The sequence below is a fragment of the Camelimonas sp. FR25 genome, from assembly GCF_059740505.1.
This window is the reverse complement of sequence record NZ_JCAWFG010000005.1, coordinates 1-16698: the sequence shown is the minus strand read 5'-3', so window position 1 is coordinate 16698 and position 16698 is coordinate 1. Positions and strand designations below refer to the sequence as shown.

At 68.1% G+C, this 16698-nt stretch carries 11 protein-coding genes; 4 read left to right on the top strand and 7 right to left on the bottom strand.

The features are described 5' to 3' along the window. Positions 1 to 252: 252 nt before the first annotated feature. The gene (gene cckA, locus AC6A67_RS00215; RefSeq protein ID WP_498034500.1) at positions 253 to 2742 is read right to left on the bottom strand and encodes a cell cycle histidine kinase CckA; all 2490 of its coding nucleotides are present in this window, start codon (positions 2740 to 2742) and stop codon (positions 253 to 255) included. A 516-nt stretch (positions 2743 to 3258) separates the two neighbouring features. Between cckA and AC6A67_RS00210 the strand changes: the two genes are divergently transcribed. Next, the gene (locus tag AC6A67_RS00210) at positions 3259 to 5184 is read left to right on the top strand and encodes a hypothetical protein (RefSeq protein ID WP_498034499.1); all 1926 of its coding nucleotides are present in this window, start codon (positions 3259 to 3261) and stop codon (positions 5182 to 5184) included. 382 nt (positions 5185 to 5566) lie between these two features. Here the strand turns inward: AC6A67_RS00210 and dksA are convergent, their stop codons facing one another. The 5 genes from dksA to AC6A67_RS00185 all read right to left on the bottom strand — a co-directional run bounded on the left by dksA (position 5567) and on the right by AC6A67_RS00185 (position 11277). After that, complete coding sequence (gene dksA, locus AC6A67_RS00205) at positions 5567 to 5986, bottom strand: RNA polymerase-binding protein DksA (protein WP_498034498.1); 420 nt, start codon at positions 5984 to 5986, stop codon at positions 5567 to 5569. Positions 5987 to 6359: 373 nt separating this feature from the next. Next, entirely contained in the window at positions 6360 to 7388 is a 1029-nt protein-coding gene (locus tag AC6A67_RS00200; protein ID WP_498034497.1) for a hypothetical protein, read from the bottom strand. After that, positions 7363 to 8742: an MBOAT family O-acyltransferase gene (locus tag AC6A67_RS00195; protein WP_498034496.1), complete on the bottom strand. Its 1380-nt coding sequence runs from the start codon at positions 8740 to 8742 to the stop codon at positions 7363 to 7365. The genes AC6A67_RS00200 and AC6A67_RS00195 overlap by 26 nt, the downstream gene beginning before the upstream one ends. A gap of 467 nt (positions 8743 to 9209) precedes the next feature. Next, a complete protein-coding gene (locus AC6A67_RS00190; protein ID WP_498034495.1) occupies positions 9210 to 9593 on the bottom strand; it encodes a hypothetical protein in 384 nt (127 codons plus the stop codon). A gap of 637 nt (positions 9594 to 10230) precedes the next feature. Continuing rightward, positions 10231 to 11277, bottom strand: coding sequence for an alcohol dehydrogenase (locus AC6A67_RS00185; RefSeq protein WP_498034494.1), 1047 nt, complete (start codon positions 11275 to 11277; stop codon positions 10231 to 10233). Between the two features lie 225 nt (positions 11278 to 11502). Between AC6A67_RS00185 and AC6A67_RS00180 the strand changes: the two genes are divergently transcribed. Further along, a complete protein-coding gene (locus AC6A67_RS00180; RefSeq protein WP_498034493.1) occupies positions 11503 to 12051 on the top strand; it encodes a SixA phosphatase family protein in 549 nt (182 codons plus the stop codon). Between the two features lie 129 nt (positions 12052 to 12180). Here the strand turns inward: AC6A67_RS00180 and AC6A67_RS00175 are convergent, their stop codons facing one another. Next, positions 12181 to 12921, bottom strand: coding sequence for a hypothetical protein (locus AC6A67_RS00175; protein WP_498034492.1), 741 nt, complete (start codon positions 12919 to 12921; stop codon positions 12181 to 12183). Between the two features lie 958 nt (positions 12922 to 13879). Here AC6A67_RS00175 and AC6A67_RS00170 point away from each other — a divergent pair. Together AC6A67_RS00170 and AC6A67_RS00165 are read left to right on the top strand one after the other, a co-directional pair. Further along, positions 13880 to 15286 (top strand): YcjX family GTP-binding protein, encoded by a 1407-nt coding sequence (locus AC6A67_RS00170; protein ID WP_498034536.1) that lies wholly within the window; start codon positions 13880 to 13882, stop codon positions 15284 to 15286. 278 nt (positions 15287 to 15564) lie between these two features. Further along, positions 15565 to 16575, top strand: coding sequence for a YcjF family protein (locus tag AC6A67_RS00165; RefSeq protein ID WP_498034491.1), 1011 nt, complete (start codon positions 15565 to 15567; stop codon positions 16573 to 16575). Positions 16576 to 16698: the final 123 nt, after the last annotated feature.

Sequence of the window (16698 nt, the reverse complement as noted above, 5' to 3'; positions counted from 1 at the left end):
TTGTACCTCATTTGTTCCATGGTGCAAGTTCTTTTTTTGTTCTCATATCCGTTTTGACAACAAACGGATTTCTCTCGCCCGGACACGCCATCAACAGGCACGGCGCGGCTCGCCGCCATTGGCCCCCGTCTCGCGGCTTTATGGGCTGCGATTCCAGGCGGATCGGGCCCCTACGCCCGTTTCATCTTGCCTGCACGGCGACAGGCGCCAGGCCTGGCGTCGCTGCGCCGTGCACTGTGGACGCGCCCCAGCTCAGCCCATCTGCGCCTTCACCGCCTCGATCAACTGCTTGAGGCTGAACGGCTTGGGCAGGAACACGAAGGTCTCCCCTTCCGGCAGGTTCTTGCGGAAGGCGTCTTCGGCATAGCCAGAGACGAAAACGATACGGGCCCCAACGCCCCGCGCCCGCATTTCACGCAGCAGCGACGGGCCGTCCATCTCCGGCATCACCACATCAGACACCACCAGATCAACCGGCTCATCGCGCTCTTCGAGCAGCTGGATCGCCTCAACGCCGGATGCCGCCTCAAGCACGGTGTAACCGCGCGTGGTCAGGGCGCGCGACGCAAAGGCCCGCACCGCCTCCTCATCCTCCACCAGCAGAATGACGCCGCGTCCGGTGAGGTCCGCCGCCGGCCGGCGACTGGCCGCCACGCTGGGGCCTGACGCCTCGGGCCGCGCTTCCTCGATGTGACGCGGCAGGAAAATGCGGAAGGTCGCGCCCTTGCCGACCTCGCTCTCGCACAGAATATAGCCGTCGGTCTGCTTGACGATGCCATAGACCGTCGACAGCCCGAGGCCCGTCCCCTTGCCCACGTCCTTGGTGGTGAAGAACGGCTCGAAGATCTGCGACATCACCTCAGGCGGCATGCCGACGCCGGTGTCAGACACCTCGATCATCACATAATCGGCGGCGGGCATGCTCTCATCATAGCGGCGCGATTCGGCGGCGGTGACATTGCTGGTGCGGATCGACACCTGGCCGCCGTCTGGCATGGCGTCACGGGCGTTCACCGCCAGATTCATGATCACCTGTTCGAACTGGTTGATGTCGGCCTTCACCGGCCAGATGTCGCGCCCGTGGTGCACGTCGAGATCGACCCGCTCGCCGAGCAGGCGCTTGAGCAGCAGCGACACGTCGGCCAGCACATCGCCGACCATCACCACCTGCGGCCGCAGCGTCTGCCGCCGCGAGAACGCCAGCAGATGCCGCACCAGCGCCGCCGCCCGGTTGGCGTTGCTCTTGATCTGCATGATGTCCTGGAAGGACGGATCGGTCGGCCGGTGCTTGGCCAGCAACAATTCGCTAAAGCCGATGATCGCCTGCAGCACATTGTTGAAGTCATGGGCCACACCGCCGGCCAGTTGGCCCACGGCGTTCATCTTTTGCGCCTGGGCGAACTGGGCCTCCAGCGCCCGCTGCTCGGTGGTGTCGAGCGCATAGATAATGGCGGTCTCGTCATCGCCCTCGCCGTCATCAACGCCGCTGACATAAAACCGCGCCGACTTGCCGCCCTCGCCGGCCAGATGCGCCTCAAATGGCGCCGCCTCCTCCTGGTTGCTGGCGGCGCGCAAGGCCGCCTCAAGCCGCGGCGCATCCTTCTCGGCCACCAGCGCCACGGCGCTTTTCTCCACGGCGTCCTGGGCGAACAGGCGGACGAAGGAGGCGTTGCAGCCAATCACCCGCCCGTCGGCGGCGATGGTGGCGATCGCCACCGGGGTGTTGTTGAAGAAGCGGGCGAAGCGCACTTCCGCCTGGCGCAGGCCTTCCGAAGCGGCGGGCCCGGTGGCGCGATTGAGCACCAGCGTACGCGACGGCAGCGCCACGCCGTTGGGGTCGGTCGGGGCGCGATGGATGACCCGCACCGGCAGCATGTGGCCATCGCGCCGCCTGAGATCGATGTCAAACACGTCGCTTTTGCCATCGGCGTTGCGGGCCGCCATGATCTGGGCGCTGACGCCTCTGGAGGCGAGATCGGCCAGCGTGACGCCGCCGGCGCCGGCGCTGGCCAGATCGTGACCGAGCCAATCCGCCAGCGTGGCGTTCATATAGCCGATGCTGCCGTCGCTCTCGATCGACATGAAGCCGGCCGGGGCCTGGTCGAGAAAATTGATGGCGTGCTGCAGTTCCTGAAACACCCGTTCCTGACGCTCGCGGTCGGCGGTGATGTCGGTGATCGTCCACAGTAGCGGCGCCTTGCGGCCCTCACCCAACAGCCGAACCTCGACGCGTCGCCAGCCGCCAGCCGCGAAGGGGCCGGCCGCGGCCTGCGGAAACCGCATCTCGTCGTGGGCCGGCGCGCCGCCGCGCGCTGTCTGCGCCAGCCGGTACAGCGCCTCGCTGATTTCCGGCGCATGGGCGGTGGCGCGGTCGAGGGTCGCCGGGCGAAATTCATCGCCGCCCACCAGCGCCCGCCATGCGCGATTGCACCAGACGACGTCGCCATGGGCGTCGACCACCGCCTGGCCGGCGACCGCGCCGTCGACAATGGCCCGCGCCAGCCGCGTCGGACGGGAGACGCCGCGCGCCATCTGGAAAAAGCCCACGGCGAAGCCAAACAGCGCGAAGATGCCCACCACGGCGAGCAGGCCCAGCAGGCCCAGCACCAGCGGGCGGGCATGGTCCGGGGCCAGCGTCGACAGCCACAGGCCGGCGCCGATGAAGCAGATGGAGAACAGCAGCAAGGGCGCGGCGACGCCGCCGTAACGGCGCCAGGGCTGCGGCGCCTCGCGCTGCGCCATGTCCGCTCCGGCGGGAGCGTCATCACACGCCGCCAGAGCGCGGGCGCGGGCCAAATCTGGCGCTGACTTTCTCATGGACAACCTGTCACCGGTTATTCTTTGACGCACACCCGGCGTGAATCCGGAGAGCCGCGTCCATTACACTAGCCGTTGCGCCGCCGGAACGCATGAAAACGTCTCAGACGGCCAGCACTCTGACCGGCGCCGCCGGTGCGACCGGATAGGTGGGGCCCGTCATGTCATGGCTTCCGCGCATCCAGGCGCGGCGCGCGACGAAAAATCGACATGGCGCGGACCATATCCCCGACATGGCCATTTTCCAGCGCATGTGCGCCAGGCTAACCAAAGAAGACTGCTGAAAGGTTCACGTTTCTCCGGTTGGGAATCAAAACGCGGTTGCCGCCCTGTCAACCGTCGATTAACCCTGATCATGAAAAATGCGCCTCAAGTCTGTTGTCGCATGGGCCGAATGGGTTTGCGTCAGCATTCACCGAGCAACCGACGTCCGGATAAGAAATGACTAACGCCGCGCAATTCCTGTTAGCCTTCGTCGCCATCCTCGTCGTGGTGATGATCCTTGCTTTCGTGCTGCGGCGCATCACTTCCGGGCGGAAGCGGGCCGCCGCCCAGGGGCCGCGATCGCGCCAGCCCCGGCTCGGCGTGGTCGATGTTTACGATCTCGATGACCAGCGCCAGCTCGTGCTGGTCCGCCGCGATCACGTTGAACATCTGGTGATGATTGGCGGCGCCTCCGACGTGGTGATCGAGAGCGCCATCATCCGCGGCCAGAGCGCCCGCAACCCGGCCTTCAGCGGCGCCGACGCCGACGCCGACGCGGCGGACGCGCCCGGCAAGCCAGAAGGCCGCAGCGAGGACACGCGTCCACAGCCGCCGAAGGCGCCGGAGCCACGCGCGGAATCGCGGCTGCCCAGCGTCGACAATCTGGTCCGCCCCGCTCCCGTCACGCCGCCGGTCGCGCAGCCTGTCGCACCGCCAGCCGCCGGGCCACAGCCAACGACCATGCCCGCGCCGCAAGCTGTGCCCGCAGCACGGCCGGCGGCGGCTCCGCCCCCCCAGGCCAGCGCCCCCGTTCCGGCCTCTGGCCCTGCACAGCCTGCTGGCCAGCAATTCGCTGCAAGCGCGCCGCAGGGGCGCCCGGCGCCGTCCGTTGGCGGCCTGCCGCAGCCAGGCCAGGGCCTGGCGCCCGCACCGGCGGCTGCCCCGACCGCGAACGTCGCTGGAGCAAATGCGCCTGGCGCGACGACGCCCGCTGCTCCGGTCCGCCCACCCCAGCCGCAGCAGCCCATGCGTCCGGCCCCGGGCTTTGGCTCGCGGCCGTTGGCCCCGCAGCCCGGCCGGCCGATGACGCCGCCCGCTGGCGTGCGTCCGCCGGCAGCTGGCCCTGCCGCAGGGCTCGCCCGCGCCCAGGCGGCGGCTCAGGCTGGCGCCCCTTCGTCCGCTGCAGGCGCCCCGTCAAATGCGACGCCGCGCTCGCTGGCCACCCCGACCATGGCCCCGCAGGCGCCCGCAGCAACATCCCCTGCGCCGCAGCGCCCGCAGGCTCCAGCTACCGCCAGCCCCGCCGCGAGCCAACCAGCCAGCCAGGCAACCAGCCAGGCAGCAACGTCAGAGGCCGCACCCCGTCCGGCTGTCGACAGCCGCGTGCTCAATGACATGGAGCGCCAGCTCCAGGACGCGCTGCGTCTGTCGACCCCGGACGCCGCCGCGAACAATGCCGCCAGCAAGGTCGCCGCCCCAACCGCTGAACCGGCCAAGCCTGCGCCAGCTCGCCAGGAGCCACAGCCTGAGGCAGCGAGCGCTCCGGCAGAAGAGGCGCCGGCGCCGCGCGCTGGTCCGTCCCTTGCGTCGCTGCGTCTCGACCTTGCCGGTCTGCGCCCCTCCGTGCGGCGGCAGCCGGAGCAGGAGGCCGCAGAAGGCGCCGCCACGCCCACGTCTGAGGCGGCGCCGGCCGACAAGCCTGCCGCGACGGCGCCCGCCGCAGGCGACACGGTGAAGGCCGCGACGACAGCAGCCCAGCCCACCCAGCCAGCTGGCGCGACGAAGCCGGAAGGCGGGGCGTCAGCTGCTAGCGACAAGCCCGTGTCCAAGGTCGAATTGCCAGAGCTGTCCTTCGACATGCCGGCTCCGGCGGCCAAGCCCACCGCCCAGACGGCGACTGCGCAGACGGCTCCCACCCAGCCGCCAGCCGCGTCGAAGGCGCCTGAAGCCAGCCCCTCCTCCGCAAGCGCACCTCCAGCAAGAGCCGCCGCATCGACGGCCACTGCGACGGCGACGCCAGCCGCGGCGGCGCCCGCCCCCGACAAGGCGGCTGCGTCGGGCAGCGACAAGGATGAGAAGGCGGCGCTCGACCCCCTTTCGCCGGAGGCCATTGAGGCCGAGTTCGCCCGTCTTCTCGGCCGCGCCCCGCCGCGCAAGGGCTGAGCGCCGCGGGCGGCGCGACGCCAGCTCGCCAGCGCTACATGACGCTGGCCGTCGGCGCGTCTGGCCCGCAGCCCCTAGATGAACAAAAAAGGCCGGAGCGCGCGCTCCGGCCTTTTTGCGTTGATGTCGCCTGTCAGAGACCCAAGCCCCCCTGCGCGCGTCGGGTCAGTCAGGGGCGTCGGCATCCCATGTCGCGCCGCCCCAAGCCTCTCCAGAGTTCATCGCCAGCGTGCCGCCTCTTTGCGCCAGCGTGCCGCCTCTTGCGCCAGCGTGGCGCCTCTTGCCGGGACGAGATGCAGCTGACACATCCGCGCCCTGCAAGGCGCAGCCGCCGACAGCGCTTGACCGGCGCCCGAAGGGCCACGCCCACCGGCTACGGGCGTCAGTCGTCGCGATGCACGCGTTCGTTGCGCTCGTGCCGCTCCTGAGCTTCCAGCGACAGGGTGGCGATGGGGCGGGCTTCAAGGCGCTTGAGCGAGATTGGCTCGCCGGTCTCTTCGCAATAGCCATAGGTGCCGTCATCGATGCGCTGCAGGGCGTCGTCGATCTTGGAGATCAGCTTGCGCTGACGGTCGCGGGCCCGCAGTTCGATCGCCCGATCCGTTTCCGAAGAAGCCCGGTCCGCCACGTCCGGATGGTTCTCGTTTTCCTTCTGCAGGGTCGCCAGGGTTTCGCGGCTCTCCCTCAGAATTTCCTCTTTCCAGGCGTGCAGCTTCCGGCGGAAATACTCGCGTTGACGCTCCCCCATGAATGGCTCGTCTTCGGATGGCCGGTACTCTGCAGAAATCGTCGCATTCGCCATAACCGATACTCTCTTCTGGGCCCGTGTTCTGCACGTCGCCGGCTAATGGAAACCAGCGCCACGGGGCGATAGGTGGCAGGCTGTATAGACGCTCGATGACGGCACGACAACGCATCGCGCGCCACATACGTCATAACAAATGACAGCCAGACGTTTTTCCGTTGTGCGCCTTGGCTTATGGCGGCGTCCACAGTGCAGGTCACACGGCCTGCCATGGAAAAGCTCAAGCCTGTCACAGGCTTCGCGGCGCGAATCGCCACAGCTTGAGCCGGGGCTTTCGCACGCAGCGCTGGCGACAGCGACTGGCCAGATGCGCTGTGCGACCAGGGGGATGTGCGACCAGGGGTTGTGCGACCAGGGTGATGTGCGCCGATCAGCGGGCGGGCCTGAGCAGGCCGGCCACGGCGCTGGCGACAGCGCCGCCCAATTGATCGGCGACCGCCCTCACATAATGGGTTTCGTCGTGAAAATGCCGCGGCTCGCGGTTGATGCTGGTGTCGCCGCCCCAGTCGACCACTGCGACGCGCGGGCGTGATGTCGCCGCCCCATCCAGCGCCGCCCGGCAGGCGGCGAAGCTGCGTTCGGCGGCGGAGCCTGGCGCAGGTTGCGCCGAGATATGGCGCGGCGGCCACATCAACACCACCGGGGTCTCTGCGGGCAGCGCCTGCAATATCTGCTGCAAGATGGCGACAGCCGGGAACGCATGCGCGGGGTTGTCGCTCGCTTGCGGCCGGGCGGCTGTCTGCATGCGCTGCTGGGCCCGCCCGGCGCCGGTTAAGGCGGCGTAGTGGCTGGTGTAATCATCGTAGCCGTCGGCCCGCATGGGCGCGACGCGCCCCATCAGATAGTCGATACGCCGCGACGTCATCTCCAGCGTCTGCATGCGCATCAGACCGACGGCATAGTCCCACGCATTGTCAGCATAGAGCCAGGCTGGAAATTGCGCACTGCCCTGCTGCCTGGGCCGACACCACCACTCATCGAGACCAAGCACCAGCGCGCGCGGCGCCGGGTGGGCGCGCAGGAAGGTCAGCGCCAGCAGCCGCTTCTCCACCGGCGTCATCCCCGGGATGCTCAGATTGACGAAGCGAAGGCCAGTTCCGGCGTCCAGCACCGCTGGCTCCAGCATCTGGGCGCGCGAATTGCCGATCACCGCCGCATTGAACGCAGGGTCAGCAGCCCGGCTGACATTGAGCCGCCACGCCGGGCCATCGCCGGCGCCCTGACGCGGCATGGCGTGCCGTCCCGTGTCATAGGGCTCCAGCGCAAACAGCGCCGCGCCGGCGGCCACCAGGGCCGCCATCGCCGCGCCGACGAAGCAGAGCGAAAAGCTGCGCCATCTGTCCGCGGCCTGCCTCTTCGCCGCCTCATCCGGTTCAGAACTGGAAGTAGATGAACTCATAGTTCGCATCATCGCCAATCTTGAACAGGATCAGGGTGAACAAAATGGCGCTGACCACGGCGAGGGCGCGGGACGGCGGCGCCTTGTGCACCGCCACCCAGGCGGTGGGGCCAATCATGGCGAACGCTGCTGCGATGGCGATGGCGCGCCACTTGAAGCCGCCGCCAAAGCCGCTCAGGCCGACCATGCCCTCATAGATGCGCATAGCTGCGTCAAAGCTGGCGGCGCGGAACAGCACGAAGGTGACGGCGACGAACAGGAAGGTCAGCGCCCAGCCGAGCACGGGCGGCATCGGCAGCCCGGCCCGACGCCACAGCAGACCTATGCCAAGGGCCGCGCCATGGGCCGCGCCCCACACCACGAAGGTCATGCCGGCGCCGTGCCACAGGCCGCCAAGGGCCATGGTGGCGAACAACGCCATGACCTGCACCGGCAGGCCATGGCGGTTTCCCCCGAGCGGGATGTAGAGATAATCACGCAGGAAGCGCGACAGCGTCATGTGCCAGCGCCGCCAGAAATCCTGCAACGACAGGGCGCGATAGGGCGTCTCGAAGTTCTGCGGCAACACCACGCCAAACATCAGCGCAATGCCAAGCGCCATGTCGGTGTAGCCGGAGAAGTCGAAATAGATCTGGAAGGTGAAGGCCAGCATCGCCTGCCAGGCCTGGGCCATGGTGATGACCCCGCCATCGGCGGCGAGCTGGAATACGGGCGTGACATATTCGGCCAGCGGATCGCCGATCAGCACCTTCTTGGCGAGGCCAACACACAACAGCAACAGGCCGCGCCCGAAACGCTCCGCCGCGTCGGGCCGGGCGTAGGCTGGCTGGTCGAACTGGTGCAGGATCTCGCTCCAACGCACCAGCGGACCGGCCAGCACCTGGGGGAAGAAGGCGATATACAGGCCATATTTCACCAGCCCGACCTGGGGCGCGCGGCCAGCGCGCAGATCCACCAGATACATCACGTGGTGGAAGGTGAAGAACGAAATGCCCAGCGGCAAGGCGAGGCCCGCGCCGAGCAGGTCCAGGCTGCTGGCGTCCAGCCCAGGAACCAGGCTGGCGAAGAAGCCGGCGTATTTGAACACGCCGAGCACGAACAGGTTGACGCAGATCGCCAAAGTGATCAGCCAGCCGAGCCGCGCCTTGCAGAACACCTGGGCCAGCGCCCAGTTGAGCAGGATCGAGGCCGCCAGCAAGGGCGCAAACCGCCAGTCCCAATAACTGTAAAAAGCAAAGGACAGCAGCAACAGCGCCAGCAACCGCCAATGCGGCCAATAGCGTTCGGCGAGCCAGTGCACGGCGAGCGAGAACGGCAGGAACAGCAGCAGGAAAACAAAAGAATTAAACAGCATGCCCGATCAGTCTCACCGTGGGAACGGCGCCCTCGCCCCGCCCCTGTCGCCAGTCCTTGACCAGCAAGGTCCCTGAGCAGAGACCTCCCTGACCATTACGGCGCAGCGTCCGGACGGTCACGCCTGCTTCCAGCCAATGCGCGTCGCGGAACGACGCAGGCTCACCCCGCTGAATCATCACGCACGGGCAATGGCTAGCATGTGCCCCGAAACGCCCCTCAAGGGCAATGCCAGCGCGCCGCCCCAGCGGCATGTGCAGGGTTAAGGTCGGCAGCCAGGTTAACGAAAGGCGCTGAAGACCTGGCCAGGATGTGGGTTGGCCGGGCTGACGGCTTGAGATGACGTCGGCGGCGCAGGGCGTGCGGCGGCTGCAGGGTTCGGCGGAGGCAAGGTTCGGCGGCGGCAAGGTTCGGCGGCGGAAGGCGCAACGCATGACGTCCTATGCGGCGGCAAAAACCGTCTGCGCCTCAGCGCCAGCCGGAATTGTGCAGGCCGGAACCCGAGCGGGGCGCATTATGGTCATGGCGGCGCACCCGCTGCTCGATGCGGTCGACGCGCGACAGGATGCCGGTCAGCCTGTCATTGGCCATGCCCATGCTGTCGGCGGTGGTGATCGCCGAAGAAGCGGCGGCGCGCGTGGCGGCGATTAACGCCTCCATATCGCGATCAACGCTGGCGCCCGCTGGCCCCAATTGTCCGCCGGGCCGGCTGGCCAGAGGTTGCGCCATCGGGCCGGCGCTGAAGCCTGGCTCAGGCGTGTGCTGTGCGAAGAGTTGCGATGGCTGGGTGACGCCGTGGGGGCCGCCAGCGACAGCGGGGCTAACCGACAGCGCCGCCACCAGCAATGCCAACGCCGCGCCAACAGGGGCGCCAACACGAGCGGCGTCGGGCGCCACCCCCATTCCGCCGCTGCGACGCGGCGTTTTAGACCGAGTGCGGGCCGCGCGATATGGTCCAGTGGAGGGCGCCATCCCCTCCGCCTGTCCTGCGCCGGCGCCAGTTGGCGTGCGCGCCATGTCCTCCCCCTGCATCACTCCCGGCCGCGCCAGAAGGCGACGGCGACCTGAAACAGGCAATAGCGCGGCTGTCCCAGCCTGCGCCCGAATCACATCTTAGTGCATCGTCCTGTAACTGTAACGCCCCGGACGCGGACGGGTGATGCAGCGAACCGCCTCTTTCGCCGGCGCGTGGCTAGATGGTGATCGCGCCTGACAAGGCGGGCGCTGTATTGCCTCCACATCGCCCAATATACGCAACCTGCTGCCGCCAGATCGCCCGGCGACGTCAGGTGGATCACAGCAGGATGCCGGTCACATCGCAATGCCCCGAAGGGGTGGGGCGACGACGCTAACTGCCCTGGCTATATCAGGCGCTACCTTCGGCGCGTATCGCCGACATCAGCCTCCGCCTTTTTGTACCAACCATAAAACGCCAAAGGCGGCGCATCGCTGCGCCGCCTCCGATAACACCAACAGCTTCGCCGCTCGCTCAGGGCGTCAGCACGGCGCGGCCGACGATGCGGCCAAGGCGCAGATCTTCCAGCGTGGCGGCCACCTCGGCCAGCGGACGGTGGATCAGCGGCACGGCCGGAACCTGGCCGCCCTTCACCAGATCGATCAGCTCATGCAGCTCGGCAAGGCTGCCGACGAAGGAGCCCTGCACCGTCGCCGCCTTGATCGGGAACATCGGCAGCGACCAGCTGGCCTGGCCGCCGAACAGGCCGACGATCACCAGCTTGCCGCCCTTGCCGAGGGCGTCGAAGCCGAGCTGGGTGGTGGCGGTGTTGCCGACCAGGTCGAGCGCGCCGCGCACCCCGCCGCCAGCCGCCGACATGATCTGCTTGACCGCGTCGGGGGCGGTCGGATCGACAGCGGCGATGGCGCCAGCGGCGACCGCCGCCTCACGCTTGGCCGGGTCGATATCGACCACCACCGCGCCCCTGGCGTTCATCGCCTTGAGCAGGGTCAGCGCCATCAGGCCGAGGCCACCGGCGCCGAGGATCAGGATCGGATCGGTGGTGAGGAAGTCGCTGAACTTCTTCAGCGCGCTATAGGTGGTCAGGCCCGAGCAGGCGTAAGGCGCGGCCACATCCTCGGCGACGCCGGTGATGTCGATGAGATACTTCGGGTCGGAGACGACGATGTGATCAGCGTAGCCGCCGTCGCAGGTCACGCCCAGCGCCAGCGGCCGGTTGCACAGATGCTCGTCGCCCGCCGCGCAGATGCTGCACTTGCCGCAGCCGATCCACGGGAACACGAGGCGGGTCTCGCCCACCTTGACGCCCTCGGCCTCGGGGCCCACGGCGACCACTTCGCCCACCGTCTCATGGCCCATGGTCAGCGGCAGCGGAATGCCCTTCATCGCCATTTTGCGACCGCCGCCGAGGTCGTAGCTGCCTTCCCAGATATGGATGTCGCTGTGGCAGACGCCGGAGGCCTTGACCTTCAGCAGAACCTGCTTGCCCTCAGGCGTCGGGGTCGGGGTGTCTACGGTCTCCAGGGGAGCGCCAAACTCGGCCAGACGGTAACTTCTCATTTGGATTTTCCTCCCAGGGACAGCGACAGTTGGCGTATTCATGCTGTTGAACGGCCGTTTGGGCAAGACTCATGTCGACATTTGCCCTTAACTTTCGTCTGCCAGAAGTGAGGCCCCGAAGATGCGCCAGCAAAGCGCCTGGAAGGGCTTGTCACAACCACGCGTCGCCAGCGCGCGCCACAAGGGCGCGTCATGCCGCCAGAATGCTGAGTGAGGGAGCGCGCCATGCTGCGCCTGATATTGCTGCGCCACGCAAAGGCCGCCTGGCCCGACAATGTCGCCGATCGCGACCGCCCGCTGGCTGAACGTGGTCGGCGCGCCGCGCCGCGCATGGGCGCATATCTGGCGCAGGAGAACCTGCTGCCTGATCTCACCCTGTGCTCGCCGGCCACCCGCACCCGCCAGACCTGGGAGCTGGTGAAGGGCGCGCTAGCGGCAAGTTCGCCCACCGAGCGCTTCGCCGAGCAATTTGAGCCGCGCATCTATGAGGCCAGCGTCGAAGACCTGATGTTTGTCATCCAGAACGACCATCAGGCGCGTACACTGCTGCTCGTTGGCCACAATCCTGGCCTCGAGGAGCTCGCTCTCAGCCTGATCAGCCATGGCGATCGCTATGCCTATGCCCGGCTGTCCCAAAAATATCCCACAAGCGGCCTCGCCGTCATCGACTTCGATGTGGCCAGCTGGGCCGAGATCGCGCCGCGCACCGGACGCCTCGACCGCTTTGTCACCCCACGCTCCCTCGAAGGCGAGGCTGAGAACACCGACGACTGATCCGTCGCCGTTGTGTGCATTGATCATGGGCCAGGCGCCTCTTTGGTCCCGGAGGCGCTGCCGCCGAAGTTATGGCGCGTGCGGGCGCGTCAGCGGAGCCGTTGCTGCAGTGCGCGGCCCTCGCGCTGGCTAGCCGAATTGCGCCGCGCCGCCGCGGCCGAAATATTCCATGGCGCCGGCGAACGGGCGCGCCGGAAGCGTTGGGGCTGAGGCGGCGCCAATCTCGCCCGGCGCTGTCCGCCGCCCCGCCCGGTAGGTTTCCCACACCACGCCTTCTTCGAAAAACCGGCCGCCGCTGTTGGCGCATAGCAATGTCCCGCCCAGCAGAACGGCGCGGGTTATCGCTTTGTCGACGCCCACCGGCAAGGCTTGTCGCCACTCCGGCCGCTGCGCCCAGCCCACTGCGAGGCTCTGCATGGGGAGGGTATAGACCGGCCCTGTCGCCGCCAGAACCGTGAAGCCTGGCATCGCGGCCGACAGCCGCGCCGCAAAGCTCCGTTCGCCGCCATAGCCGAGGAAGCACGCCACCAGGGAGAGGCAGTTGAAGGCGCCGAACCTGGCCCTGATCTGGTTGATGACGGCGGCAAAAGTCGCCACGTCGACGCCACTGCCGTGCATGCGCGGGCAGTATGGGGTCTCGTACAGGCTCTGCTGGCCATGGACGTGCACCGTCAAGGTGCGGTGCGGTGCCTCGCCAGACAGGCAAAAACTCCAGCTGTAATCAGGGCTTAGCCAGACCACCGCGCCAGAGAAAGGCGGCAGCGCCGCCTCGGGGACCTGCCCGGCCAATGGCGGGCCCAGGTAGCCCATACGGGCGCTTCCCGGGTAAATGTAAAACAGGTAAGGCGAGAAGCTGCTGAGTGGCCACATGCATGCACCCCAAATTGGCGCGGCGTGAGCGACGCGCGAGCGGCGGCTTATACCAGGATGCGCAGATGCTGACGCATCCGCGTCCTGAAATGCGCAGGCGCCGCACGGGCTTAACCGGGACCCGATCTGTCATGCTCATCGGGTTCTGCTATTCCGCCGCGCGCCACAAACGTCCAATGGCGACGTCACGGGATGGAGCGCGCCTGCACGCAATCCAGGCTCCGGAGATGACTTTGGAGTGCCTGCGGCGTCATTGACTACTCCCAAAGGCTGACCTGGTACGCCAACCGTGCGACGACGCCAGCCACATGTACGCCCTGCGCGAAGCGCTTGCTCCCTGCGCACACAAGCACTTGTCCCGCGCTCACAAGCGCGTGGCTCCGCAACGGCGTGCCTCCCATCTCGACCCCCGGGCCGTGGCGCCGGAGCAGACCTCTAGCGACGCATGCCACATGGCGCGCCTGGCAAACTGATGACGCCAGCCTATATTGTCGGGGCAGATGTCGCCCGGCGTGGGCAGGCAACTGAGGGGCGGATGGGCGGTTATGGCGCGTGTAGGCCTGGAACAGGCGGCCCCCGAATGCCTGCACTGGGCGCCGCCGGACGGACGAATCTAAACTGGCGTGTCGCGGCGAGCTTTGCCGGGGCAAGTGCTCCGTGAGGCAAACGCGTCTGGGTCAGTCTTCTGGGGTCAGCCTTCTGGGGCCCGCGCTTTTTGGGCAATGGCTTCAGGGGCATGCGTTATTGGCGTGTGTGTACCTGGAGCCTGCGCTCTTGCCGAATATGGCTTTGGGGCAAGTATTTCGGGTCTGGCGGCGCCTCGCCGAGAATGCTGGCGACGAGAACATGGTGGCGCGAGCGGGCTGCCGGGCGTTGTCGAGGCGATGCAGGGGCGATGCAAGGGCGATGAAGGGGCGGTGGTTTGAGCGGATCGGTATTTACCCAGGCCTTCGATGCGGTGCGCAACGCCGCCGATTTCGCCCTCAGCGCCGTGCAGCCTGGGGTCCGCCTTGGCGTCACCGGCCTGTCCCGCTCGGGCAAGACCGTGTTCACCACCGCCATGGTGCACCATCTGCTGGCGGTGACGCCGATGCCGGTGTTCCGCGCGGCGGCCGAGGGCCGCATCCGCAAGGCCCGGCTCGTGCACCAACCCGACGACGACGTGCCGCGCTTCCCTTATGAGAGCTATCTGGAGGCGATGACTGGCGCAGAGCGACGCTGGCCCCAATCGACCAATCGCATCGCCGAATTGCGCCTCGCCATCGACTATGAGCGCGCCGCCGGCTGGCGCAAGGGACCGGCCACGCTCAATATCGACGTGGTGGATTATCCAGGCGAATGGCTCACCGACCTCGCCCTGCTCGACCAGAGCTACGCCGACTGGGCCCGCGAAACCATCAGCGCCGCCCGCCGCATCGATCGCACGGTGATCGCCGGCCCGTGGCTTTCGGCGCTGGCCGAGGACGACGCAACGGCGCCGGCCGACGAGGCCAGGGCGGAAAAGGTCTCTGACGTGTTCAAGACCTATCTGGCGTTGCTACGCGCCGGCCCCGAGGCGGTGGCGACGACGCCGCCAGGCCGTTTCCTCATGCCAGGCGACCTCGCCGGCTCACCCGCCCTCACCTTTTCCCCGCTCGACCTCAAGGGCGCGGCGCCTGCCCCCGGCTCGCTCGGAGCGCTGATGGAGCGGCGCTTCGAGGCCTATAAGTCGCGCGTCATCGGCCCGTTCTTCCGCGACCATTTCTCCCGCCTCGACCGCCAGCTGGTGCTGGTCGACGTGCTGGCGGCGCTGGATCGCGGACCTGCGGCGCTGGCCGAACTGGAAACCGCCATCGACCGGGTGCTGCTGTCGTTCCGCGCCGGGCGCAATTCCATCGCCTCGCGCATCTTCATGCCGCGCATTGACCGGGTGCTGTTCGCCGCCACCAAGGCCGACCATCTGCACCAGTCGGGCCACGCCCGGCTCGAAGCCATCCTGCGCCTGCTGGTTGACCGCGCCATGCGCCGCACCGAAGGCGCCGGCGCCATGGTCGGCACGGTGGCGCTGGCCTCGGTGCGCGCCACCCGCGAGGTGATGGTGCGCGAGGGCGGCGCCAAATTGCCGGCCATCGCCGGTACGCCTGAAGCCGGCGAGATCATCGACGGCGAGGAATTCGATGGCCTCAGCGAGGCGGCGATCTTCCCTGGCGAACTGCCCGAGCGGGCCGAGGCGGTGTTTGAAGGCGCGGTGACGCCAGGCTCCCTGCGTTTTCCGCGCTTTCGCCCGCCGCCGCCCAGCCTCGACGCCGCCGGCCGGCTGCACGCCATGCCGCATATCCGGCTCGACCGGGCGCTGGAATTCCTGCTCGCCGACCGGCTGGCCTGACGCCAGAACCCGATGAGCAAGGCTCATCAGGCGCCGACCAAGCCCGTGCGGCGACTGATACCAAAGTGCGGTGAGCACGACTCATCGCACTTTGGTCAAGCCCGTGCGGCGCCTGAGCAATCCAGGATGCGGATGCGTCAGCATCATCGCATCCTGGTTGAGCGTTTCAGGTCGCGGATGCGTCAACATCTTCGCGGCCTGACCTGAATGGGCTCACGGCGTCTGCTGATCCGCCGCAAGGGCGCCCACCAACCCCGGAGCATGAGAGCGGCCCGACCATGAGCAACCGACCCAGAGCCTTCCGCCTCGACGCCGAGGATGTAGCCACCGTCAGGGAGGAAGCCATCGCCCATGCGCCCGCCGCCCGGGTGGTGGTGGCCGAAGAGGCCGGCGACATTGTCGACGCGCCCACGGCCATCGCCGAGCCTGCGCCGCGCCGGCGCGCGCCGTGGCTTGGCCTGTTGCTGTCGGCCCTCGGCGGGCTTGCGGTGTTTGGCATAGGTTTGCGGATCGACGATCTGGCGCGGCGGCTGTTCGAGATCAACCCGGCGCTCGGCTGGGCGGCGCTCGCGCTGGCGGTTGTCGCCGGCCTCGCCCTGCTCGGCATTCTGACGCGCGAGGCGCTGGGCGTGTTGCGCGAGCGCAAGATCGAGCGCCTGCGCCAGAGCGTCGCCGAAGCCCACGCCGCCAATAGCGACCGCGCGGCGCGGGCCGTGGTCAGCGACCTCGACGCGCTCTATGTGCGCCGGGCCGACACCGCCCGGGCCCGGGCGGCGCTCGCCGCCATTACCGATGACATCATCGACGGCCAGGACCGGCTGGCCATCGCCGAACGTGAACTGATGACGCCGCTCGACCGCCGCGCCCGCCAGGCGGTGGCGCGCGCCGCCAAACAGGTGTCGCTGGTCACCGCGGTCAGCCCGCGTGCCCTGGTCGACGCGGCTTTCGTGCTCTACGCCTCATTCACCCTGGTGCGCCGCATCGCCAGCATCTATGGCGGCCGCCCGGGCGTGCTGGGCTTTGTCCGGCTCGGCAAGAATGTGGCGGCGCATCTGGCGGTGACCGGCGGCGTCGCCGCGGGCGACGGCATCATCCAGCAGGCCATGGGCCTCGGCCTCGCCGCCCGTGTCTCGGCCCGGCTCGGCGAGGGCGTGCTCAACGGCATGCTCACCGCCCGCGTCGGCCTCGCCGCCATCGACGTCTGCCGCCCCATGCCCTTCAACGCTTTGCCCGCCCCAAGCTTCACCGAAGTCGCCGGACATCTGTTCGACGGCGCCGACAAGACCTGAGCGCCGCCTGCCGCCAGACACAGGCCGGCCAGCACAGCGCACCCCAACACCGCGCCCCAACACATCGCGCGCCCCCCTGCCCGTCATGCCCGTGCTCGTCACGGGCATCCACGCTCTTCTCTT